Raw genomic sequence first — 22,172 nt, 5'->3', positions numbered from 1 at the left:
CGGCCAGCGTCTTCATCTCGGCGATGCCGCGGGTGATCAGGGCGGCGCGCGTGTTCTCTCGGAACGCGCGCCGATCATCATTCCGCGGGCGATCGCGATCACGTTCTTGACCGCGCCACCGACCTCGACCCCGACAAGGTCGTCCGTGACATACGTCCGAAAGGCCTCGGGCGTCAATGAGACCGCTAACCGCGCGGCATTGGAAGAGGCCGGATCGAGCCTGTCGGCATAGGTGAAGGTAAAGGCGCAGGTCGCCGCCGTGCGGTGGTTCAGCGCGGTTTCGTCCGCGACTGTCGGCTGCGAAACCACCCCGATCGGGCGCGCTCCAGGCTTGTCCGCGGCGTCCTGCGCCATCAGAAGGCCGGTTTCCGCTCGATCCCCTTGGCGCAGATCGCGAAGGGAATGCCCGCGGCCGCTCCGGTGGATCGCGTTGATCTGCGCCGCCTGTTCGCTAACGCGTGCCCAAAGCATCACGTTGCCGCCGGTGCACGCGAAAGGCAGGGCCAGCGCTGTGCCCCGGGCGACGGCACCAGCACGGCCACGCGCTTGTAAGTCGTGCGCGGATGGGCGCGGGGGTGAGGGCGAAGTCGCAGTGTTTCACGCGGGCACCTCCGGCGCATGGACGGAATGGCGGTCGGGGAGGGACGTCCCGACGGAATTGGATGCCGAACTGGTGCGGCACACCATTCTTGGCGCGTCCTTAGGACTGTATCTCCGCTACATGCGGAACACGATGGTGCCGCCCGCCTGAAAACCAACGAACAGCGGGGCGATTCGGCGTGGCATCCTGCGGTTGCGGCGGATGCTGCCCGGAAACTGTGCATATTGGCGCTGAAGGCGGCCAAGGCGGTGCCGCCAAGCGGTCAGCCGCATTTCAAAGCGCTTCGCGCAGCGTGGGCAGCGTGTCCCGAGGCGCGGGCGTCGCGGCCCAGACGGCACGGGCGATGGCGCGGGCAAGGCACAGGCTGGCGGCGTGGCCGATCTCGGCCAGTTGCAGGTCAGGCGCACGCAGCATCACGGCTCCGGTCGCGGCGGAAAAGACGAGGTCACCGTCCATCGGCGTGTGCGCCGGCTGGATGGCGCGTGCGATGCCATCATGCGCGGCGACTGCGACGCGGTGGCATTGCGCCTTGGTCAGGGCCGCGTCGGTGGCGACAATGGCGATCGTGGTGTTGCTGCCTGCGCCGGTTGCCGGTCCCGTGGTTCCGCCCGCGCGCATCATCGCCTCGAGTTTCCGGCTTTCGGGCGGGGATTGCCAGCCGCGCGCGGGGTCTGGACCCAGGCCGCCGAACTCGTCCCCGAATTCGGCCGAGGCGGCCCAGAAATGCCGGCCGGACGGCGTGGTGACGCTGCCCAGTGGGTTGACCGCCACCAGCGCGCCGACAGTTACACCATCAGCCAGAACCAAGCTGGTCGAGCCGAGCCCGCCCCTGTGCTGCGCGGTCTGCGCGCCCGTTCCGGCGCCGGCCGAGCCGATTTCGAAATCGATGTCGGCTGAGTTCAGCGCCGCGCGGCCCAGTGCGGGGTAGGGGTTCGCGCCCCAGGCCTTGTCGCCGCCGTTCAACAGATCGAACAGGATCGCGGCGGGCACCAGCGGCACGCGCGCGGACAGCACGGGAAAGCCGCGCCCCGCCTCGTGCAGCGCGTCCATCACGCCCTGCGCGGCGGCCAGCCCGAAGGCGCTGCCGCCCGAGAGGACCAGCGCGTCGACGCCGGGAGCGGACTTGTCGGGCGCCAGCAGGTCGGTCTCGCGTGTGCCGGGGGCGCCGCCCTGCACCGCGACCGAGGCCACAAAGGGCGCGTCGCCCACCAGCACGGTGGTGCCGGATTTCAGCGAGTCGTAATGCGCGTTGCCCACGCGCAGGCCCGCGATATCGGTGATCAGGTTGAGCGGACCGGGTTGCATGATCCGCATCCTGCCGCAGCGCTCAGAGGGATTCCAGCACCTTGGCCAGCTTGACGTCCGAAGAAGTCAGGCCATCGGCGTCATGCGTCGTCAGCGTGACCTGAACACTGTTGTAGACGTTGGACCATTCCGGGTGGTGGTTCATCTTTTCGGCGCGGATCGCGACGCGGGTCATCCAGCCGAAGGCATCGGTAAAGTTCTTGAACTTGAAGGTCTTGGTGATGGCGTCGCGCCCGGTCACCATTTCCCACCCCGCGTCCAGCAGCGGCTTCAGTTCCGTCTCGCGCTCGGCATCGGCAAGCTTTTCGGTCATTGCTGTTCCTCCTGGTTTGCTTTGCGGAAGGGGCCGAAGGCGGTGAGGATCTCGATATTCTCGTCGACGGCGGCGCGCTCTGCCTCCAGATAGCGCTCGATGGCGCGGGCAAAGCCCTGGTCGCCCACCCAATGCAGCGAATGGGTCGGCGCCGGCAGGTAGCCGCGCGCCAGCTTGTGTTCGCCCTGCGCGCCGGCCTCGACGCGCTTCAGGCCGCGTTCGATGGCGAAGTCGATGGCGCGGTAGTAGCACGCCTCGAAGTGCAGGAAGGGGTGATGCTCGACGCAGCCCCAGTAGCGCCCGAACAGCACGTCGCGCCCGATGAAGTTGAGTGCCCCCGCCACGTCACGCCCGTCGCGGCGGCACATCACCAGCGCGATGTCGTCGCGCAGTGTATCCTGCGCGATGTCGAAGAACGTCCGCGTCAGGTAGGGCATGCCCCATTTGCGCGCGCCGGTGTCCTGATAGAAGGTCCAGAAGCTGTCCCAATCCTTGGCGGCGATGGCATCGCCGGTCCGCGTCTCGATGGTGCCGCCAAAGGCATTGGCTTGCTGGCGTTCCTTGCGCATCGCCTTGCGCTTGCGCGATGACAGCGAGCCGAGAAAGCCGTCAAAATCGGCATAGTCGCGGTTCACCCAGTGGAATTGCTGCGTCACCCGGCGCATCAACCCGATGCGCTCGCCGGCGATGGCCTCGTCCTCGGTGCAGAAGGTGACGTGCAGCGACGACAACTCGTTGTCGGCGGCCATCTGCACCGCGCCCTGGATCAGGGCCGACACGCCCTCGGCCTCGAATCCCGGCCGGGTGAGGAAGCGGCGTCCGGTGGCGGGGGTAAACGGCACGGCGATCTGCAACTTGGGGTAATAGCGTCCGCCGGCGCGCTCGTAGGCGTGGGCCCAGTTGTGGTCGAAGATGTATTCGCCTTGGCTGTGCGATTTCAGGTAAAGCGGCGCCACCGCAATTACCTGCCCGTCGCGTTCGACCATCAGGTAGTGCGGATCCCAGCCGCTGTCCGACCCGACCGAGCCGCTGTCTTCCAACGCCTTGAGGAAGCGGTACGTCGTGAACGGGTCGTAGGACCGCCCGCCATCGGCGGTTTCCGGGCAGGCGCAGGCATCCCACGTCGCGGGGTCGATCTGCGCCAGCGAGGTCAGCGTCGAGACGGTGATCGTGGGTCCGGTGCTTTGGCCCGTGCTTTGGTCTGTCATGTCGCCCTGTCGGTCAGGTCACGGCATGGATGTGGCCCTTGGGCCGCGGGCTTCAAGCCGCGTAACCCTCGAAGGTGACGTTGGACGCCAGCGCACGGGCGCGGGTTTCGTCACGCTTCGAGCGGATGGTCCAGCACAGGATCGGCACGTCACGCTCGCGCAGTTTGGCGACCGGCGCGCTTTCCAGGTCTCGCCAATCATGGCTGACGAAGCTTGCGCCGGTAGCGTCAAAGTCGGGGATCGCACGAAGGTGGTTGCGCGTACGTTCCGGCAGGGTGGGCCAATGTTCGGGCAGGAAGGCCGAGGTGGTCAGGCCGCGCGGCCGGTCGGGCGCCAGGCGGGCAAGCCGGGCCACGCTATAGGGATTGAACGACATGAGCGCGGCGGCGCCCGCGTAATCCTTGAGCGCATCGGCGGCGGCGCGTTCCAGCGGGCCGACCCCCTCGCCCATCGCGCCGTCCTGATCCTTAATCTCGATCAGCAGCGGCACCTGACCATCGACGATCTCGAGCACCTCCGCAAAAGTCGGGATGCCCTCGTGCCCGTGCCGGAGCGTGAGGGCGCCCAGTTCCTTCGCGTTCCGCAGGCGCAGGGGACCAGTCGCGTCCGTCAGCCGACCAAGATCGTAGTCGTGGAACACCATCGCCTGACCGTCGGCCGAAAGCTGAAGGTCCAGTTCGATGCCGTAGCCGGCCGCGATCGCGGCGCGGATGGCCGCAAGCGAATTCTCGGGGCGGCCGTCATTGGCGTCGTGCAGCGCCCTATGGGCGATCGGCCGGTCCAGGAAGTCCCGGGGCAGCATCATCCGATCTCGAAGATGCCTTCGATCTCGACCGCGACGCCAAGCGGCAGGGATCCTGCCGATACCGCCGAGCGCGCGTGGCGGCCCGCGTCGCCGAGGATTTCGACCATCAGGTCGGACGCGCCGTTTACCACCTTGGGCTGGTCGGTGAAGTCGGGCGTCGAGTTGACGAAGCCGGTCAGCTTGACCACCCGCCGCAGCCGGTTCAGATCGCCTCCGCAGGCCGCGCGCACCTGCGCCAGAAGCGCCAGCGCGCAGCGCCGCGCGGCGGCCGCGCCGGTTTCGACGTCGAGAGCATCGCCCAGCTTGCCGGTGATCAGCCCGTTCTCGTCCATGCTGATCTGGCCCGAGACGTAGAGCGTGTTTCCGACCTGCACGAAGGGCACGTAGTTCGCCGCCGGAGCGGGCGCGTCGGGCAGGCTGAGGCCGAGTTCGGCCAAGCGGTATTCGATGGCGTTGGACATGGCGACTTCCCCAAGGTGGTTTTGCGTGACGCTACGCGCGCCTCGTCGGAATGGAAACACCCAGCGTCGACCGAAGCAGATTTTACCTGCAGGATCAAAGGGGCGCGGCGTCAGCTTTCGCGTAGCGCCTTGGCGAAGTAGTCGGCCAACGGCTTGACCAGGTAGGCCAGCGGAGTCCGGTCCGCCGTGCGAATGAAGGTCTCGACCGGCATGCCCGGGATCAACGCCGCGCCCGGCGGCAGCTTGTCGATCTCGCCATCCTCCAGCACGATCTTGGCACGGTAGTAGCGCATGTTCGAGCGTTCGTCGGTGAAGGCGTCGGCCGAGATCTGCACCACGCGGCCGGTCAGTTCCGGCGTCGTCCGCTGGTCGAGCGAACTGAACCGCAGCGAGACGTCCTGGTCCAGGAACAGCTGGTCGATGTGGACCGGCTGGACGCGCGCGGCGATCACCAGCGGCTTGTCCTGGGGCACCAGGTAAAGCACCGGGTCGGCTGGCCGCAGCACCGATCGCGGCGCGAAGATCGTCAGCCCGTAGACGATTCCCGAGGCCGGGGCGGTGATCGCCATGCGCGACAGGCGCTCGCGCAGCGTACGTGCCTTTTCGGCCAGTTCGCGCTCGCGGTACTGCAGGTCGCGCAGGGTCGTGATGGCCTCTTCGCGGCGCTGGTTGCGCAGGCCGAGGATCTGGATGTCGATCTCGGTCATGCGCCCCTCGGCTTGGGCCTTCTGCGCGGTCAACTCGCCGGCCTCGCCGGCGAGCCGCGCGCGCTCGCGCCTCAGCGACAGGACGCGGCTCGCCTGCGCCAGCCCGCGGTCGAGCAGGGTTTGCTGGTCGCCCAGCTCTTCCTCGATCAGTTCCAGCATCTCGGTGACCGAATCCTGTTGCGCCTTGATGCCGCGCACCTGGTCGACGATCTGCTCGCTGCGCTTGGCCAGCTGCTCGGTCTCGCGCGCGACGGTCTGGGCGCGGGCGTCGAACAGGTTCCGCTGGCCCTCGATCATCTCGGCAATCTCGGCGTCGTCGCGGGCCCGGTCCAGCAGGACGGGGTCGAAGTTGATCGTGGACGCCTCGTCGCGCTCGGCCTCCAGCCGGGCGCGGCGCGCCATCAGTTCGTGCAACTGCCCCTCGACGATCACCAGTTCCGAGCGCAGCAGCGTGGGGTCCAGCCGCAACAGAACATCGCCGGCGTCCACCGTGTCGCCTTCTTCGACCAGAATTTCGGCCACCACGCCGCCATCCGGATGCTGGATCACCTGTCGGTTGCTTTCCACTTCGATCGCGCCCGACGCGACGATCGCGCCCGAGATCACCGTGGTGGCCGCCCAGGTGCCGAAGCCGCCCAGAAGCGCGACCAGGGTGACGATCCCCAGCAACAGGGGGCCCCGCAGCGGGTAACGTGCCGCCTCGTCGGTCATCGAACACCTGCCGGGCCGATATGGCCACTGATCTGCCTGTGGTTCTGCACCCGCGCCCGCAGCACCTCGTCCTTCGGCCCGAACGCTACGCGGATGCCGCCCTCGAGCATCAGAAGCAGGTCGCACTCGCGCAGCGCGGCGGGACGGTGGGCCATGATCAGCACCGCCTTGCCCTCGGCCTTGAAGCCTCGAATGGCGCGGTTCACCGCCTCGGACCCCTCGTTGTCGAGGTTCGAGTTCGGCTCGTCCAGGACCAGCACGACCGGATCGCCGTACATCGCGCGTGCCAGTCCGATGCGCTGGACCTGCCCGCCGGACAGGCGGCCGCCCGCGCCTGTCACACGGGTGTCGTAGCCGTCGGGGAGTTGCAGGATCATCTGGTGCGCATCCGCCTTCTTCGCCGCCTCGACGACCAATTCCGCATCCGGCTGCGGCGACAGCCGGGCGATATTTTCGGCGACGGTTCCGTCGAACAGCGTGACACGCTGCGGCAGGTAGCCGATGTGCTGCCCCAGCACGTCCGGCGCGTACTGGTCCAGCGCGGCGCCGTCCAGACGGATTCGACCGCCGGCCGGGCGCCAAACGCCGGTCAGCGCGCGCGCCAGCGTGGACTTGCCCGAGCCCGACGGCCCGATGACCCCCACCGCCTGCCCGGGCTGCACCGCGAAGCTGACCAGTCGCAGGCTGGCCTGCTGCTCGCCCGGAGGCACCACCGTCAGCTGCTGCACGTCGAGATTGGCGCGCGGCTTGGGCAGCGCGGTTCGTTCCTCTTCGGGCGGGACCTCGCCCAGCAGGCAGGCAAGGTCAGTCCAGCCGGCGCGCGCGCGCTCGACCAGCGGCCACTGGCCGATGGCCAGTTCGACCGGCGCCAGCGCCCGCCCCATGAGTATCGAGCCGGCGATCATCGCGCCGGGGGTCAGTTCGGAACGCAGCACCAGGTAGGCGCCCAGGCCCAGCATCGCCGACTGGAGAAGCAGCCGCAGCGTCCGCGTCAGGGTCGAGAAGCTGCCCGTGATGTCGGCGGTTGCGATCTGGCCGCTCAGCGCGTCGCCGCGCGCGTTCATCCAGCGGCGGAAGGCGTGGGTCTGCATGCCCAGCGCGCGCACCATCTCGGATTCGGAACGGATCTGCTCGGCCGTCTGATCCGCTTGCTGGATCGCGGCGTTCGAACGCAGCGCCGGATTGCGGCTGACCGTCTGGTTGACCACAGTGAGCGCGATCAGCACCAGCCCCCCGGCGGTGGCCAGCAGCCCAAGCCACGGGTGGAACAGGAAGATCGCGGCGACGAAGATTGGCGTCCACGGGATGTCGAACAGCGCCATCAGCACTGGCGAAGCCATCAGCCGCTGGACCGATTCCAGGTCGGCCAAGCCCGTGCGCGCGAGCCGGTCGGGCTTGACCGCCGCGCGACGCACCACCGCGTCGAACACCCGAAGCTCCAGAGCGGCCTGAAAGCGCGCCGCGACGCGGCCCATGATGCGGCCCCGGACGTAGTCGAGGATACCCATCATCGCGTAGAGGAAGACCACCAGGACCGACAGAGCGACCAGCGTCGCCTCGGATCCTGACCCGAGCACGCGGTCATAGACCTGCAGCATGTAGATCGGGCCCGTCAGCATCAGCAGGTTCACGAAGAAGCTGAATACCGCGACGAACCACAGGAACGGCCGCGACCTACGCCTGACGGCGCGCAGCTCGCGGCGGCCCTGGTCAATGGCAGAGGTGGTCATGGACGGATCACCAAGGGTTGATTTTGTAGTGGCGCACGCATCGAGTCAGGGTCCGGCCTTGGAGGATCGGCCGCACTGTGCCACAGCGGGCCAGAAACCGGCAGACGATTTGGCGCGTTCACATAAACGCAATCCGGTTGTCGTTGTATGAACACGCCCTCGGGGCGCAGGAAGTCTCGGAAGGATCGGATCATGGGTGCAGGACGGGCGATTTCGCTGTTGATCGTGGTGGCCGCGATGGCGGGCTGCACCGCGGCCGTGCCCGATCCGGGCTTCAACGACCCGTACGAAGCGCAGAACCGCCGCGTGCACGCTTTCAACACCAGCGTCGACGAAGGGATCGTCAGCCGCGCCGGGCGCACCTATGTCGCGGTCGCGTCGCCCACCGTGCGGACCGGCGTCTCGAACGTGGCAGACACCCTGTCGCTGCCGCGCACCGTGGTGAACCAGGTGCTGCAGGGCCGTCTGCTACGTGCCGGCCGCAACACCCTGCGTTTTGCCGTGAACGCCACGCTGGGCTTCGGCGGCATCGCCGACGTTGCCGCCGACATGGGGCTGGAGCACGACGAGACGGATTTCGGCGAGACTCTGCACGTCTGGGGCGTGGCCGAGGGCGCGTATCTGGAAGTGCCCTTCGTCGGGCCGACCACGCAGCGCGACCTTGCCGGGTCCGTCGTCGACATCTTCCTCAACCCGCTTGACCCACGGCTCGAACCCGGGCAGCGGCGCGCGAAGCTGGCGTTGCGGGTGCTGGACAAGGTCGGCGAGCGCGCGGATTACGCCGCGTCGATCGATTCAGTGCTGCACGAAAGCGCCGACAGCTACAGCCAGGTGCGCCTGATGTACCTGCAGAACCGGCGCTACGAGCTTGGTGCGACCCCGCCCGAGGCGGTGGATGCCGATCCGCTGGCGCTCGACACGGAAGGATTCTAGCATGACGTTCCCCCTTTCCCGCCGCACCTTCTGCACGTTGGGCGTGGCCGCCTTCGCCCTGCCCGCACAGGCCTTCGCGCTGACCGACGGCGAAGCGCGCAGGCTGGTTCAAACCCTCGTGGAAGAGATCAACGGCGTGATCGATTCGGGTCGCCCCGAATCCGCGATGATTGCCGCGTTCGAGTCGATCTTCGCGCGCTACGCCGATACGGCCTATGTCGCCGCCTACGCGCTGGGTGCCGACGGGCGCAGCGCCACCGCCGCGCAAAAGCGCGCCTTCTCGGACGCGTTCAACACCTACGTCGCGCGCAAGTACGGCCGCCGGTTCCGCGAGTTCGAGGGCGGCCGCTTCGAAGTGCAGGGCGTGCGCGCGCAGAATAACTATTTCGAGGTGCCGACCCGCGTCTATCTGCGCGGCGAGGCGCCGTTCGACGTGACCTTCCTGGTCTCCGACCGCGCCGGCCGGCCGCTGTTCTTCAACATGTACGTCGAGGGCGTGAACATGCTGCTTTCCGAACGGACCGAGATTGGTGCCATGCTGGATCGCCGCGGCGGCAACATCGACGCGCTGATCGCGGACCTGCGGCGCGCAGGCTGAACCCGCGCCCGGCGCACTGCCGGGCGGTCAGTCGCCGCCCAGCAGGTCGTAGAGAAGACGCTCGAGCACGGTCTCGGTCCGCACGGGCTGTTGCTCCCGCGGTTGCGCCTGGGGCTGGGGGCGAGGTTGCGCCACCTGCGGCGCTTCCTCGCGCTGACTGGGCTGGGGCGCCATCGCCGGCAATGGACGGGCGGGCTGGCCCTCGCTGACGCGGGCCATGACCTCGTGCCAAATCTCGGCGGGCAGGCCGCCGCCGGTCACGCCGGTTAGCGGCGTGTTGTCGTCATAGCCCATCCAGACGCCGGTCACGTAATCCGCGGTGAAGCCCACGAACCAGGCGTCGCGCTGCTCGTTGGAAGTGCCGGTCTTGCCCGCCGCCGGACGATCCTGCAGCCGCGCGCGGGTACCGGTTCCCTGCTCGACGACCTGCTGCATCATCCATGTGAGTTGCTGTGCCGCGGCCTCGCTGATCACCCGCTCGCCGATGCCACCGCCCGAGCCCATCAGCGCCGTGTCGTCTCCCTTCAGACGCAACTCGCGGATACCGTAGGGCGTGACCGAGCTGCCGCCGTTCAGAATGCCCGCATAGGCGCCGGTCATCTCCAGCAGTGTCGCCTCGGCCGCGCCCAGCGCCAGCGCGGGCGTGTCCGATAATTCGCGCACGATGCCGAAGTCGCGCGCCACCCGCAGCACCAGGCCGCGCCCCACGGCTTCGGAGATCTTCACCGCCGGGATGTTGAGCGAGCGTTGCAGCGCCTCGGTCAGCGTCACCCGGCCGTAATGCTGACGGGTGTAGTTGGACGGGCACCACTGGCCCGAGCCGGCGATGGTCATGCAGAACGGTTCGTCCACCACCGTGTCGTTTGGGGAATACCCTAGTTCCAGCGCGGTGGCGTAGACGAACGGCTTGAATGCCGACCCGGTCTGCCGCACCGCCTGCGTGGCGCGGTTGAACACGCCCGAGGCGTTGGTCTTGCGCCCTCCGACCATGCCCCGCACGGCGCCATCGGCCGACATGACCACGACTGCGACCTGGGCATCTGACCCTTCGGCGACCTTCTCGGCAAAGACCTCGTTGACGGCGTCCTCGACCGCGCGCTGGATCGACTGGTCCAGCGTTGTCTGGATCACCACGTCCTCGGTCGTGTCGCGGGTAAAGAAGTCGGGGCCGGACTGCATCACCCAATCGGCGAAGTAGCCGCCGCGCGTCTGCCCGGCCTCCTCGCTCAACGTCGCCGGATTCTGCTGATGCTGGCGCATGGTGGCTTCGTCGATGTAGTCCTGTTCGTGCATCAGGCGCAGCACGGTGGCGGCACGCGCTTGGCTGGCTTGGAGATCCGCGGTCGGTGCCAGCCGCGATGGCGCGGTCAGAAGCCCCGCCAGCATCGCCGCTTCGCCCGGATCGAGGGTGGCGGCGGGCTTCGAGAAGTAGCGCTGCGCCGCGGCCTCGGCACCATAGGCGCCGCCGCCGAAATAGGCCCGGTTCAGGTAGATCGAGAGAATCTCGTCCTTCGTGTACTTGGTCTCCATCGCGATGGCGTAGATCGCTTCGCGCGCCTTTCGGTTCAGCGTCGTCTGCCGGCAATCGTCGAGATACGCCGCCTCGGACACCCACGCGCCGGGCTCGTACTCGTCGCCCAGGCACAGCAGCTTGGCGGTCTGCTGCGTAATGGTCGACCCGCCGTGCCCGGACAGAGGACCGCGCCCCTCAGACAGGTTGATGCGGATGGCGCCAGCGATCCCCTGCGGAGACACCCCGTAATGCCAGTAGAAGCGCCGGTCCTCGGTGGCAATCACCGCGTTGCGCAGGTGCGGCGACACGCTGTCGGCGGTCACCGCGCCGCCGAACTGGTCGCCTCGCCACGCGAATATCTCGTCGTTGCGGTCGTGCATCGTGACCGATCCGCGGGCGCGCCCGTCCAGCAGCTGCGCCACGTCGGGCAGCGTCGTGTACGAGTACGCGACGGCCACGCCCACCAGCAGCGCCAGCACCACGATCGCCGTCACGACGATGCGCCGGACCAGCCGCAAGATGCCGCCCGTCAGTCGGCCCAGCAGGCCGAATGCACCGCGGCGCGCCGGCCTGCGCGCCTTGCGCGAACGGCGTGGCTTGGTTGCCGTCTTCGTCGGCTTTCGCGCCACCCGCCGGTCCGCCACGAGCCGACCCCGCCCGCTTCCCGTTCCGCCCATGCCTCTGTTCCGCCTGCTGTTGCCGGTCTGCCTGTCGTTCGCGCGACCTTATAGCCCTTGGCATCGGATGTTGACCATCCGTGCGCGCCGGCAGCGATTTTTTGCACGCCCAATAAATGTGCGATTGCGGATCGGCGCACAAAATTCGGGCACTCTCGCCATCCCAAGAGGGGCAGGACGGCGCCGAAGTCTTCCAAAACGGTCGGGCCGCCTTCTTTGCTCGGTTCACACCGCAGGCCTGCCTGCCAACGGAAAGGGATGAAGGTGAAACTGATCATTGCAACGATCAAGCCGTTCAAGCTCGAGGAGGTGCGCGAAGCGCTGACCGGGATCGGCGTGCGCGGCATGATGGTGACGGAGATCAAGGGCTTCGGCTCTCAGTCCGGCCATACCGAGATCTACCGCGGGGCGGAATACGCGGTGAACTTCGTGCCCAAGATCAAGCTGGAACTCGTCGTGTCGTCGGGCATGGCCGAGCAGGTCGTCGAGACGATCAAGGCCACGGCGCAGACCGGCAAGATCGGCGACGGCAAGATCTTCGTGCTCGACGTGGCGCAGGCGGTTCGCGTGCGCACGGGCGAGACCGACGCCGACGCGCTGTGACAGACGAGACGAGACAAGGGAATCCGAAAATGAAGCTTCTCAAGACACTTGCGCCGGCTGTCGCGCTGATCGTCCTGCCGGGCCTCGCGCTTGCTCAGGATGCCGGGTCCGCCCCGGACGTAAACCCCTACATCTTCACGACGCTGCTGTTCCTGATCGGCGGCTTCCTGGTGTTCTGGATGGCCGCCGGCTTCGCCATGCTCGAGGCGGGGCTGGTGCGGTCGAAGAACGTCACCATGCAGCTGACAAAGAACATCGCGCTGTTTTCCATCGCCGCGATCATGTACTGGCTGGTCGGCTTCGGCATCATGTACCCGGGCGACTGGCTGATCGAGGGTTGGCTGGGCCCGTTCTTCGCGGTCACGTCGCTCGAACCGGTTGGGCTTGCGGCGGAAGAGGCCGCGCTCGACTACGCGTCGGCCGGCTCGGACTTCTTCTTCCAGCTGATGTTCTGCGCCACCACCGCGTCGATCGTGTCGGGGACCCTGGCTGAGCGGATCAAGCTGTGGCCCTTCCTGATCTTCGTCGTCGTGCTGACCGGCTTCATCTACCCGATCGAGGCGTCCTGGCAGTGGGGCGGCGGCTGGCTGTCCGAAGCGGGCTTCTCGGACTTCGCCGGTTCGACCCTGGTGCACGCGGCGGGCGGCTTCGCGGCGCTTGCGGGCGCGCTCATCCTCGGGCCGCGGATCGGCAAGTACCGCGACGGCAAGACCGTGCCGATGCCGGGCTCGAACCTGGCGCTCGCGACGCTGGGCACCTTCATCCTTTGGCTGGGCTGGTTCGGTTTCAACGGTGGCTCGCAGCTGGCGATGGGCACCGTGGGTGACGTGACGGATGTCAGCCGCATCTTCGCCAACACCAACATGGCCGCCGCGGCCGGTGCCGTGGCCGCGTTGATCCTGTCGCAGATCCTGTACCGCAAGCCCGACCTGACGATGGTGCTGAACGGCGCGCTGGCGGGCCTTGTGTCGATCACCGCGGGACCGCTCGACCCGTCGCTGTTCGGGGCGCTTTGGATCGGCGCGATCGGCGGCATCATCGTCGTCCTGACGGTGCCGATGCTGGACAAGCTGAAGATCGACGACGTGGTCGGCGCCATCCCGGTGCACCTGTTCGCAGGCATCTGGGGCACGTTGGTCGTACCGGTCTACACCGACGGTACTTCCTTCGCGACGCAGATCCTCGGCATCGTGGCGATCGGCGCCTTCGTCTTCGTCACCTCGGCCGTCGTCTGGCTGGTCCTCAAGGCGGTCATGGGCATCCGTGTCTCGGAAGAGGCCGAGATCACCGGGCTCGACATGTCCGAACTGGGCATGGAGGCCTATCCCGACTTCTCCAAGGGCTGATCTCCTCCTCCCTGTCAGCCCGGCGCGCGGATGCTTCCGCGCGCCGAACCGGAGAGACTGCCCCGGACTTTCGCGTCCGGGGCATTTTGTCATCGAGGGGAAGCGGGCCGGGCTGCGCCCGCTACTTGAACGGCGCCATCCCGGCGCGGGCCAGCGCGTCGGCACGCTCGTTCTCGGGGTGGCCGGCATGACCCTTGACCCATTTCCACGTCACGTCGTGGCGGGCCTGCGCCGTGTCCAGCCGCTGCCAAAGCTCGGCGTTCTTGACCGGCTTCTTAGCGGCAGTCTTCCAGCCGTTGCGCTTCCAGCCGTGGATCCAGCCGGTGACGCCGTTCTTCACGTAGGCGCTGTCGGTGATGATGGTGATCGTCGCGGGCCTGGCCAGCTGCTCAAGCGCGTTGATCGCGGCCAGAAGTTCCATCCGGTTGTTGGTGGTGGCCGCCTCGCCGCCTTTCAGCTCGCGCTCCTTCACCAGCGTGTCACCCTGCATGGCGCGCAGGACCACGCCCCAGCCGCCGGGGCCGGGATTGCCGGAACAGGCGCCGTCGGTATAGGCGAAAAGCTGGGTCATCTCGGGGCGAACGTGTTTCGCGGGGCGCGGATCATGCCGCCTGTTTCGCCGCAACGCCGCGCGGGTTCAAGCGGCAATCAGACCACCAGATGCACCGACAGGCAGATCACGACCAGCGCGGTCAGCAGCCCCCGCAATCGCATCCACCAGCTCGGGGCGAGACCACGGCGCCAGAACTGCCAGTCCAGCAGCAGAAGCCCCAGAAAGCCGATGACGAGGCTTTGCCCCGCCGCGTCCGCCCCGCCTCCGGTCATGAAGAACGCCCAGAGCGCGGGCAAAACCGACAGAGCATAGCCCGCAGCGGCGCGCGCGCCCTCTGCCTTCGTGGCGAAGCCCCAAAGCACGCCTGACATGAAGGACAGGAGCACGGCGCCATAAAAAAGTTGAACGTAGGGGCCGGTGAAGCGCGACCCGAGCGTTGTCTGCGACCACATTGCCAGCGGATCGTAAAGGACCGTCAGTGCGCCCCACAGGAAAGGAAGCACGCCGGCAAGGCCAAGGAACAACGCAGAGCGGGGAATGGACATGCGGCCTCCGGTTTTCGGGCGGGTTTCGCGCCCGCGAAGCCCAAGGTGGTACGGTCGCGTGCCGGGGCAAGCCGGGCCGTTGCTGTGACTGCGCGCGGTAGGGCAGGGAAGGCGCAAGATCTGACGGTCAGTTTGGCTGCATCGGACGACATGGCGACGCGGTCGCCCAGTCCACGGGGCAACGGCCCGGACAAGCGCCCCGCCCGCCGTCACGGCCGGCGGGGCCAGCCTTTTTGGCCGACTCTCCAGGAATCGTTCAGGCCGGGATTCGCAGCACGCGGGGGACCTTGAACTCGACATTCTCCTGCGCGGTCTCGACCTGCTCGACCCGGACGTCATAGCGGGCGCGGAAGGCGTCGATCACCTCGTCGATCAGGACCTCCGGCGCCGAGGCGCCTGCGGTAATTCCGACTGAGCGGATGCCGTCGAGCGCGCGCCAGTCGATATCCTCGGCCCGCTGGACCAGTTGCGCGTAGGAACAGCCCGCGCGGCGTCCAACCTCGACCAGCCGCTTCGAGTTCGACGAATTCGGCGCGCCAACCACCAGCATCGCGTCGCAATGCGGTGCCATCGCCTTGACGGCTTCCTGCCGGTTGGTCGTGGCGTAGCAGATGTCTTCCTTGTGGGGGCCGACAATGTTCGGGAAACGCGCCTGCAGCGCCGCGATGATGTCGGCGGTGTCGTCAACCGACAAAGTCGTCTGGGTGACGAAGGCTAGCCGGTCAGGATCGCGCACCTCGACCGTGGCGGCGTCGGCGGGCGTTTCGACAAGCAGCACCTCGCCGGGCGGAAGCTGGCCCATCGTGCCGATGGTCTCGGGGTGGCCGGCATGCCCGATCATGATCATCTGCAGCCCGTTCTCGTGATGGCGGGCGGCCTCGATATGCACCTTGCTGACCAGCGGACAGGTGGCGTCGACATAGGTCATCTCGCGCCGGGCGGCCTCGGCCGGGACGGCACGCGGCACGCCGTGGGCGGAGAAGATCACCGGCCGGTCGCCGGGACACTCCTCGAGTTCCTCGACGAAGACGGCGCCCTTCTCGCGCAGGTCGTCCACGACGTACTTGTTGTGCACGATCTCGTGGCGGACGTAGACCGGCGCGCCCCACTTGGCCAAGGCCATCTCGACGATCTTGATCGCACGGTCCACGCCGGCGCAGAAGCCGCGGGGTGCGGCCAGATACAATGTCAGCGGTCGTGCAGTCATCGGATCATGGTCCTTCCGGTGGTCTCCCCAGACGTAGGGGCTGTGCGCCACGGCGTCCAGCATGGTCAGGTCGCGGCGGCGGTGGCCCAGGCAAGAACCGCATAACGTCCCGTCTTCGCGATCGTGACTAGCCCGAGGAACAGCCATAGCGGCGTGCGCATCAATCCGGCAACAACGGTGAACGCATCGCCGAGCGGCGCCCAGCTGAGCAGCAAAGTCCAGACGCCCCAGCGCGCGTACCAGTGCTGCGCCCGGTTCAGCGTTTGCGCATCGGCTGGAAACCACCGCGTACCGCGGAACCGTTCGGCGCCAAGGCCCAGGGCATAGTTCACCACTGCACCCAGAACATTGCCCAGGCTGGCAACCGCGATAAGCCAGACGACCGCGACAATCCCGCGCACCTGCAAGCCGACAAACACGATCTCGGACTGGAAGGGCAGGATCGTCGCGGCTCCGAACGCGGCCAGGAAAAGCCCGGCCAGGGAAGCGACCGCCTCGGGCAAGCCTCCGCTACCGGACTTCGGCGGCCGTTTCCATCCGCGGCTCGACCGGGTTCTCGCGCGGCGGGCGGCCGATGATCTCGCGCAGCTCGTCCAGCTCGATGAAGTTGTCGGCCTGGCGGCGCAGTTCGTCGGCGATCATCGGGGGCTGGCTGCGGATGGTCGAGACAACCGACACGCGCACGCCCTGGCGCTGCAGGCTTTCCACCAGCGGCCGGAAATCGCCGTCGCCCGAGAACAGCACGATGTGGTCGAGCCGCGGCGCAAGCTCCATCGCGTCGACCGCCAGCTCGATGTCCATGTTGCCCTTGACCTTGCGGCGGCCCTGGCTGTCGATGAACTCCTTGGCCGGTTTCGTGACCATCGAGAAGCCGTTGTAGTGCAGCCAGTCCACCAGCGGGCGGATCGGGGAGTATTCCTCGTTCTCGAGCAGCGCGGTGTAGTAGAACGCGCGCACCAGCTTGCCGCGCCGCGCGAATTCCTGCCGCAGCAGCTTGTAGTCGATATCGAACGCCAGCGCCCGTGCAGCGGCGTAGAGATTCGACCCGTCGATGAACAGCGCAAGCCGTTCGTCCTTGTAAAACATGGCATGATCCTCTGGGCGCCGGACCCCTTCCGGCGAAGGAGAGACGACGCCCCGTCTTGTAAGCAGGGAAGAGCGCTTATCGCTGCGGTTTCAATTGACCAGATAGCCGATAAGACTAGTTTGGCGACGTTTGCTAGGTAACGATCTGATGAATGCGCCACAAGGGCAAGCCGAGTCATTCGTCGCGCTGGGCTCCAACCTTGGCTGCGCGGGGATGGGACGGCGCGACACGCTGAGCGCCGCCATCGCGGCGATGCGTCGTGCCGGGTTGATGCCGGGGCGCGTCAGCCGGTTCTTCACGACGCCATGTTTCCCAGAGGGAGCCGGTCCCGATTACGTCAACGCGTGCATCGTGTTGCGCGACGCGCCCCCGCCGCGCCGCCTGATGGATATCCTGCACGGGATCGAGGCCGATTTCGGCCGTCACCGCACCCAGCGCTGGGGCTCGCGCAGCCTTGACCTGGACCTGCTGGCGCAGGGCGGCGGAATCATGCCGGATCGCGAAGGGTTCGACGCGTGGCGGCACCTGCCGCCCGACCGTCAGGCGACAGAGGCGCCCGAAACGTTGATTCTACCGCATCCCCGCCTGGCCGAGCGTGCCTTCGTGCTGGTGCCGCTGGCCGACGTCGCGCCGGACTGGCGCCACCCGGTGCTGGGGCGCACCGTGCGGCAGATGCTGGCCGACCTGCCCGCCGATCTGCGCGCCGAACCGATCGCAACCTGACCGGATCGCCGCCGGATCGCCCTTGTCAACAACCGTTGCCCGCGTTACATGCATTCCTTCTGCAGATGATATCGAGGGAGGCCGCCCATGGCCCGCGTGACTGTCGAAGATTGCGTCGACAAGGTCCCCAACCGTTTCGAGCTGGTGATGCTTGCCGCCCACCGGGCGCGCGAGATCTCCAGCGGTGCAGCCGTCACGGTTGATCGCGACAACGACAAGAACCCCGTCGTCGCGCTGCGCGAGATCGCCGAGGAGACCCAGTCGGCCGCCGATCTGCGCGAGCGTCTGATAGAATCGAACCAGACCCAGATCGAGGTCGACGAGCCCGAGGACGACGCCATGGCGATCCTCATGGGAGCGGAGCAGGACAAGCCGCAGGACGACGACATGTCCGAGGAGAAGCTGCTGCGCGCGCTCATGGAGGCGCAGGGGCAGGGTTGAACATCCCCGCGGGCCGGGGCGTGACAGAAATGATTTCGGCTGACGATCTCGTTGCGCTGGTCCGCAACTACAATCCCAGGACGAACGCCGACCTCATCCGCGCGGCCTATGATTACGGCCGCGCGATGCACGACGGTCAGATGCGCAAGTCGGGCGAGCCCTACTTTACGCATCCCGTTTCCGTGGCCGCGCTTCTGACCGAGCAGCGGCTGGACGACGCCACGATCGTCACCGCGCTGCTGCACGACGCGATCGAGGACACGCGCTCGACCTATTCCGAGATCGAGCAGCGATTCGGTCACGAGGTGGCCGAACTGGTCGACGGCGTCACCAAGCTGACCAACCTGCAGCTTTCCAGCTCGGAGACCAAGCAGGCGGAAAACTTCCGCAAGCTGTTCATGGCGATGTCTCGCGACCTGCGGGTGATCCTGGTCAAGCTGGCGGATCGTCTGCACAACATGCGCACGATCCGCGCCATGCGTCCCGAAAAGCAGGTGCAGAAGGCGCGCGAGACGATGGAGATCTACGCGCCGCTCGCGGGCCGGATGGGCATGCAGTGGATGCGCGAAGAGCTCGAGGATCTCGCGTTCCGCGTGCTCAACCCCGAGGGCCGCAGTTCGATCATCCGCCGCTTCGTGACGTTGCAGAAGGAAACCGGCGACATCATCCACCGGATCACCGGGGACATGCGGCTGGAACTCGAAAAGGCCGGCGTGCAGGCCGAGGTCTTCGGCCGCGCGAAGAAGCCGTATTCGATCTGGCGCAAGATGCAGGAGAAGAAGATCGGCTTCTCGCGCCTGTCGGACATCTACGGCTTCCGCGTCATCACGCGGTCCGAGGCCGATTGCTACACCGCGCTGGGGGCGATCCACCAGCGCTGGCGCGCGGTGCCGGGCCGGTTCAAGGATTACATCAGCCAGCCCAAGTCGAACGGCTATCGCTCGATCCACACCACCGTTTCGGGCCGCGACGGCAAGCGGGTCGAAGTGCAGATCCGCACCGCGCAGATGCACGACGTGGCCGAAACCGGCGTTGCCGCGCATTGGAGCTATCGTGACGGGGTGCGCTCGGAAAACCCCTTCGCCGTGGACCCGGCCAAGTGGATCGCTTCCCTGACCGAGCAGTTCGACGCAGAGGAGGACCACGACGCCTTCCTCGAGGCGGTAAAGCTCGAGATGTATTCCGACCAGGTGTTCTGCTTCACGCCCAAGGGCGACGTGGTGAAGCTGCCCAAGGGGGCGACGCCGCTGGACTACGCCTACCAGATCCACACGCGCATCGGGTCGGCCTGCGTCGGCGCCAAGGTCGACGGCATCCGCGTTCCGCTGTGGACGCGGCTGAAGAACGGCCAGTCGGTCGAGATCATCACCGCTCAGGGCCAGACGCCGCAGACGACGTGGCTCGAAATCGCCACCACGGGCAAGGCGCGCTCGGCCATCAGGCGCGCGCTGCGCGAAGCCAACAAGGAGCGCTTCGCACGGCTGGGAACGGAACTTGCGCGCGCGGCATTCGAGAACGTGGGCAAGAAGGCCACCGACAAGGCGTTGGACAAGGCGGCAAGGACCCTGCGCTTCGACGAGACCGAGGACATGCTGGCCGCGCTGGGCCGGGCCGAGGTGACCACGCGCGAGGTGATCGATTCGGTCTATCCCAACCTGACGCCGGCCCGCGCCCCCGAGGTCGACAGCGGCCGCGCCATCGTCGGGCTGGGCCAAGGTCAGGCGTTCGAGCGCGCGCGCTGCTGCCAGCCGCTTCCGGGCGAACGGATCGTCGGCATCACCCATCGCGGCCGCGGGGTCGCGGTGCACGCAATCGATTGCGCCGCGATGGCCGAGTACGAGGACGAGCCGTCCCGCTGGCTGGACCTTCACTGGGCCGAGGGCATCCATCCGCCGATTCACACCGTTACGCTGGAATTGACCATAACCAACGACGCGGGCGTGCTTGGCCGGGTTTGCTCATTGATCGGAGACGGTCACGCCAATATCTCGGATCTGAACTTTGTCGACCGCAAGCCGGACTTCTACCGCCTGCTGATCGACGTGGAACTGCGCGATGCCGAGCATCTGCACATGATCCTGTCGACGCTGGAGGCCGAGAGCAACGTGGCTTCGGTCGAGCGCCGCCGCGATCCGGGTCTGGCCCAGACCCGCGCCGCGGCCGAGTAACGGCAACACGCACCGGGAAGGGGCGGTTTTGGTCTTCAAGCGACGCGACAGACGGCCCGTCTGGAAGGCCGTGCTTCAGGCGCTTTGGCCGCGCGGCGGCTGGGCGCGGGCGGCACGTTACGTCACGCACAGGCTCAACCGTCTGCCCGACCCGCCGCACCGCATCGCGCGCGGCATCTTCGCCGGCGTGTTCACCACCTTCACGCCGTTCTACGGGTTCCACTTCTTCATCGCCGCCGGTCTGGCCTTCATCATGCGCGGCAACGTGGTCGCGGCGCTTCTGGCGACGTTCTTCGGCAATCCGCTGACCTACGTGCCGATCGGGGTCATCTCGATGAAGACGGGCTACTGGATCCTCGGGATAAGGGATACCGGCGAGCACGGCAGCATCGGCGACAAGTTCGTCGGCGCCGGCCATGACCTGTGGCGCAACTTCGAGGCACTGTTCACCAGCGCTCGGGCCGACTGGACCGATCTCGCGATCTTCTACGACGAGGTGTTTTTTCCCTACATGATCGGCGGCATCCTGCCCGGCCTGGTGGCCGGTTTCGTGATGTTCCACGTCTCGCTGCCGATCATCACCGCCTACCAGAACCGGCGCCGCAAGGGCGTTCTCAAGTCCAGGCTCGCCGCGCTGAAGCGCAAGAAGGTCGAGAAGGGCAGCACCGATTGAGCGTGCCCCATTGCGTCCCGCGCCCGCCGGGGTAGCTTGGGCGGAAATACGGGCGAGGGAGCAGCAAGATGACCGACTATGCAGGCCGCCTGCGGCTGGGCGTGAACATCGACCACGTCGCCACCGTCCGCAACGCACGCGGCGGGGCCTATCCTGACCCGGTTCGCGCCGCGCGGGTTGCCGAAGAGGCCGGCGCCGACGGGATCACCGCGCATCTGCGCGAGGATCGCCGCCACATCACCGATTCCGACATCGACCGGCTGGTCGAGGCGCTGAACGTGCCGCTCAACTTCGAGATGGCCGCCACGGACGAGATGCAGGCCATCGCGCTGCGCCACAAGCCGCACGCCGTCTGCATCGTGCCCGAACGCCGGGAGGAACGCACCACTGAAGGCGGGCTCGAGGTCGCGCGGGACGAGAACCGGCTGGCGCATTTCATCGCGCCCCTGCGCGAGGCCGGGTGCCGCGTGTCGATCTTCATCGCCGCCGATCGGGCGCAGATCGATGCCGCGCATCGCATCGGTGCGCAGGTGATCGAACTGCATACCGGCGCCTATTGCGACCTGCACGCCGAGGGGAAGGTCGACGAACGCGACGCCGAATGCGCGCGCCTGGCCGAGATGGCGACCTACGGGCACTCGCTGGGGCTCGAGGTTCATGCCGGCCACGGGCTGACCTACGACACTGTCGCTCCGGTCGCGGCCTTCCCCGAGGTGATGGAGCTGAACATCGGCCACTTCCTGATCGGCGAGGCCATCTTTCGCGGGTTGCAGCCCGCCATCGCCGAGATGCGCCGCCTGATGGACGCCGCCCGTGCCTGATCCACGAGCCGCCGCGGCAACCCTGCCATGATCCTGGGTATCGGCACCGACCTCGCCAACATCGATCGCATCGCCGGTACGCTCGATCGCTTCGGCGACCGATTCCGCAACCGCGTCTTCACCGAGACCGAACAACGCAAGGCCGAGGGGCGTCGCGACACCGTCGGCACCTACGCCAAGCGCTGGGCGGCGAAGGAAGCCTGCTCGAAGGCGCTGGCCACCGGTCTACGCATGGGCATCGCCTGGAAGGACATGGCGGTGTCGAACCTGCGCACCGGCCAGCCCGTGATGCAGGTCACCGGCTGGGCCAAAGAGCGTCTGGACGCCATGACCCCGCCCGACCACGAAGCGATCATCCACGTCACCCTGACCGACGATCACCCCTGGGCGCAGGCCTTCGTGGTGATCGAGGCGCGCCCGCTGCGCTGACGCTGTCGCGCCGG

The 22,172-nt window shown here is 67.4% G+C and carries 24 protein-coding genes; 10 read left to right on the top strand and 14 right to left on the bottom strand.

Annotated features, from left to right (window positions below; genetic code table 11):
- Positions 1 to 36: 36 nt before the first annotated feature.
- The 8 genes from BLW27_RS21880 to BLW27_RS00725 form a co-directional block, all read right to left on the bottom strand.
- A complete protein-coding gene (locus BLW27_RS21880; protein ID WP_089877755.1) occupies positions 37 to 471 on the bottom strand; it encodes a hypothetical protein in 435 nt (144 codons plus the stop codon).
- A 403-nt stretch (positions 472 to 874) separates the two neighbouring features.
- Positions 875 to 1,906 carry a P1 family peptidase gene (locus BLW27_RS00755; protein WP_089877752.1) on the bottom strand — a complete coding sequence of 344 codons (1,032 nt, stop codon included), beginning with the start codon at positions 1,904 to 1,906 and terminating at the stop codon, positions 875 to 877.
- Between the two features lie 22 nt (positions 1,907 to 1,928).
- Positions 1,929 to 2,219 carry a 4a-hydroxytetrahydrobiopterin dehydratase gene (locus BLW27_RS00750; protein ID WP_089877750.1) on the bottom strand — a complete coding sequence of 97 codons (291 nt, stop codon included), beginning with the start codon at positions 2,217 to 2,219 and terminating at the stop codon, positions 1,929 to 1,931.
- Entirely contained in the window at positions 2,216 to 3,427 is a 1,212-nt protein-coding gene (locus BLW27_RS00745) for a GNAT family N-acetyltransferase (RefSeq protein ID WP_089877747.1), read from the bottom strand. The genes BLW27_RS00750 and BLW27_RS00745 overlap by 4 nt, the downstream gene beginning before the upstream one ends.
- A gap of 52 nt (positions 3,428 to 3,479) precedes the next feature.
- Positions 3,480 to 4,232: a glycerophosphodiester phosphodiesterase family protein gene (locus BLW27_RS00740; RefSeq protein WP_089877744.1), complete on the bottom strand. Its 753-nt coding sequence runs from the start codon at positions 4,230 to 4,232 to the stop codon at positions 3,480 to 3,482.
- Positions 4,229 to 4,693 carry a RidA family protein gene (locus BLW27_RS00735; RefSeq protein ID WP_089877741.1) on the bottom strand — a complete coding sequence of 155 codons (465 nt, stop codon included), beginning with the start codon at positions 4,691 to 4,693 and terminating at the stop codon, positions 4,229 to 4,231. The genes BLW27_RS00740 and BLW27_RS00735 overlap by 4 nt, the downstream gene beginning before the upstream one ends.
- A gap of 110 nt (positions 4,694 to 4,803) precedes the next feature.
- Complete coding sequence (locus tag BLW27_RS00730; protein ID WP_089877738.1) at positions 4,804 to 6,111, bottom strand: HlyD family type I secretion periplasmic adaptor subunit; 1,308 nt, start codon at positions 6,109 to 6,111, stop codon at positions 4,804 to 4,806.
- The gene (locus tag BLW27_RS00725; RefSeq protein ID WP_089877735.1) at positions 6,108 to 7,841 is read right to left on the bottom strand and encodes a type I secretion system permease/ATPase; all 1,734 of its coding nucleotides are present in this window, start codon (positions 7,839 to 7,841) and stop codon (positions 6,108 to 6,110) included. Before BLW27_RS00725 ends, BLW27_RS00730 begins: the two co-directional genes overlap by 4 nt.
- 192 nt (positions 7,842 to 8,033) lie before the next feature.
- Here BLW27_RS00725 and BLW27_RS00720 point away from each other — a divergent pair, with 192 nt between their 5' ends.
- Together BLW27_RS00720 and BLW27_RS00715 are read left to right on the top strand one after the other, a co-directional pair.
- Positions 8,034 to 8,774: an MlaA family lipoprotein gene (locus BLW27_RS00720; protein WP_089877732.1), complete on the top strand. Its 741-nt coding sequence runs from the start codon at positions 8,034 to 8,036 to the stop codon at positions 8,772 to 8,774.
- A gap of 1 nt (position 8,775) precedes the next feature.
- Positions 8,776 to 9,372, top strand: coding sequence for an MlaC/ttg2D family ABC transporter substrate-binding protein (locus tag BLW27_RS00715; protein WP_089877730.1), 597 nt, complete (start codon positions 8,776 to 8,778; stop codon positions 9,370 to 9,372).
- 27 nt (positions 9,373 to 9,399) lie between these two features.
- Here BLW27_RS00715 and BLW27_RS00710 read toward each other — a convergent pair whose 3' ends face one another.
- A complete protein-coding gene (locus tag BLW27_RS00710) occupies positions 9,400 to 11,562 on the bottom strand; it encodes a transglycosylase domain-containing protein (protein ID WP_143042188.1) in 2,163 nt (720 codons plus the stop codon).
- A gap of 264 nt (positions 11,563 to 11,826) precedes the next feature.
- On the opposite strand from BLW27_RS00710, the gene BLW27_RS00705 reads away from it, so the two are divergent.
- Both BLW27_RS00705 and BLW27_RS00700 read left to right on the top strand, forming a co-directional pair.
- The gene (locus tag BLW27_RS00705; RefSeq protein ID WP_089878675.1) at positions 11,827 to 12,165 is read left to right on the top strand and encodes a P-II family nitrogen regulator; all 339 of its coding nucleotides are present in this window, start codon (positions 11,827 to 11,829) and stop codon (positions 12,163 to 12,165) included.
- Positions 12,166 to 12,194: 29 nt separating this feature from the next.
- The gene (locus BLW27_RS00700) at positions 12,195 to 13,511 is read left to right on the top strand and encodes an ammonium transporter (protein ID WP_089877727.1); all 1,317 of its coding nucleotides are present in this window, start codon (positions 12,195 to 12,197) and stop codon (positions 13,509 to 13,511) included.
- 121 nt (positions 13,512 to 13,632) lie between these two features.
- Here the strand turns inward: BLW27_RS00700 and rnhA are convergent, their stop codons facing one another.
- From rnhA to BLW27_RS00675, 5 genes are all read right to left on the bottom strand, one after another.
- Entirely contained in the window at positions 13,633 to 14,082 is a 450-nt protein-coding gene (rnhA, locus tag BLW27_RS00695; protein WP_089877725.1) for a ribonuclease HI, read from the bottom strand.
- A 77-nt stretch (positions 14,083 to 14,159) separates the two neighbouring features.
- Positions 14,160 to 14,609 carry a DUF3429 domain-containing protein gene (locus BLW27_RS00690; protein ID WP_089877722.1) on the bottom strand — a complete coding sequence of 150 codons (450 nt, stop codon included), beginning with the start codon at positions 14,607 to 14,609 and terminating at the stop codon, positions 14,160 to 14,162.
- A gap of 256 nt (positions 14,610 to 14,865) precedes the next feature.
- The gene (gene ispH, locus BLW27_RS00685; protein WP_089878672.1) at positions 14,866 to 15,816 is read right to left on the bottom strand and encodes a 4-hydroxy-3-methylbut-2-enyl diphosphate reductase; all 951 of its coding nucleotides are present in this window, start codon (positions 15,814 to 15,816) and stop codon (positions 14,866 to 14,868) included.
- Positions 15,817 to 15,881: 65 nt separating this feature from the next.
- Positions 15,882 to 16,319 (bottom strand): YqaA family protein, encoded by a 438-nt coding sequence (locus BLW27_RS00680; RefSeq protein ID WP_089877720.1) that lies wholly within the window; start codon positions 16,317 to 16,319, stop codon positions 15,882 to 15,884.
- Positions 16,320 to 16,326: 7 nt separating this feature from the next.
- Positions 16,327 to 16,902: a LabA-like NYN domain-containing protein gene (locus BLW27_RS00675; RefSeq protein WP_089877717.1), complete on the bottom strand. Its 576-nt coding sequence runs from the start codon at positions 16,900 to 16,902 to the stop codon at positions 16,327 to 16,329.
- Positions 16,903 to 17,050: 148 nt separating this feature from the next.
- Between BLW27_RS00675 and folK the strand changes: the two genes are divergently transcribed.
- The 6 genes from folK to acpS all read left to right on the top strand — a co-directional run bounded on the left by folK (position 17,051) and on the right by acpS (position 22,158).
- Complete coding sequence (gene folK / locus BLW27_RS00670) at positions 17,051 to 17,626, top strand: 2-amino-4-hydroxy-6-hydroxymethyldihydropteridine diphosphokinase (protein ID WP_089877710.1); 576 nt, start codon at positions 17,051 to 17,053, stop codon at positions 17,624 to 17,626.
- 87 nt (positions 17,627 to 17,713) lie between these two features.
- Entirely contained in the window at positions 17,714 to 18,067 is a 354-nt protein-coding gene (gene rpoZ, locus BLW27_RS00665) for a DNA-directed RNA polymerase subunit omega (protein WP_089877707.1), read from the top strand.
- Positions 18,068 to 18,096: 29 nt separating this feature from the next.
- The gene (locus tag BLW27_RS00660; RefSeq protein ID WP_089877704.1) at positions 18,097 to 20,235 is read left to right on the top strand and encodes a RelA/SpoT family protein; all 2,139 of its coding nucleotides are present in this window, start codon (positions 18,097 to 18,099) and stop codon (positions 20,233 to 20,235) included.
- Positions 20,236 to 20,263: 28 nt separating this feature from the next.
- Positions 20,264 to 20,908 carry a DUF2062 domain-containing protein gene (locus BLW27_RS00655; RefSeq protein WP_089877701.1) on the top strand — a complete coding sequence of 215 codons (645 nt, stop codon included), beginning with the start codon at positions 20,264 to 20,266 and terminating at the stop codon, positions 20,906 to 20,908.
- Between the two features lie 68 nt (positions 20,909 to 20,976).
- Positions 20,977 to 21,729: a pyridoxine 5'-phosphate synthase gene (locus tag BLW27_RS00650; protein WP_089877698.1), complete on the top strand. Its 753-nt coding sequence runs from the start codon at positions 20,977 to 20,979 to the stop codon at positions 21,727 to 21,729.
- A 27-nt stretch (positions 21,730 to 21,756) separates the two neighbouring features.
- Positions 21,757 to 22,158 carry a holo-ACP synthase gene (gene acpS / locus BLW27_RS00645; RefSeq protein WP_089877696.1) on the top strand — a complete coding sequence of 134 codons (402 nt, stop codon included), beginning with the start codon at positions 21,757 to 21,759 and terminating at the stop codon, positions 22,156 to 22,158.
- Positions 22,159 to 22,172 lie beyond the last annotated feature (14 nt).

The organism is Citreimonas salinaria (assembly GCF_900107235.1).
In the GTDB taxonomy this organism is placed as follows: Bacteria; Pseudomonadota; Alphaproteobacteria; order Rhodobacterales; family Rhodobacteraceae; genus Citreimonas; species Citreimonas salinaria.
The sequence above is the reverse complement of the archived record's forward strand: the minus strand, read 5'-3'. Positions and strand labels throughout refer to the sequence as shown.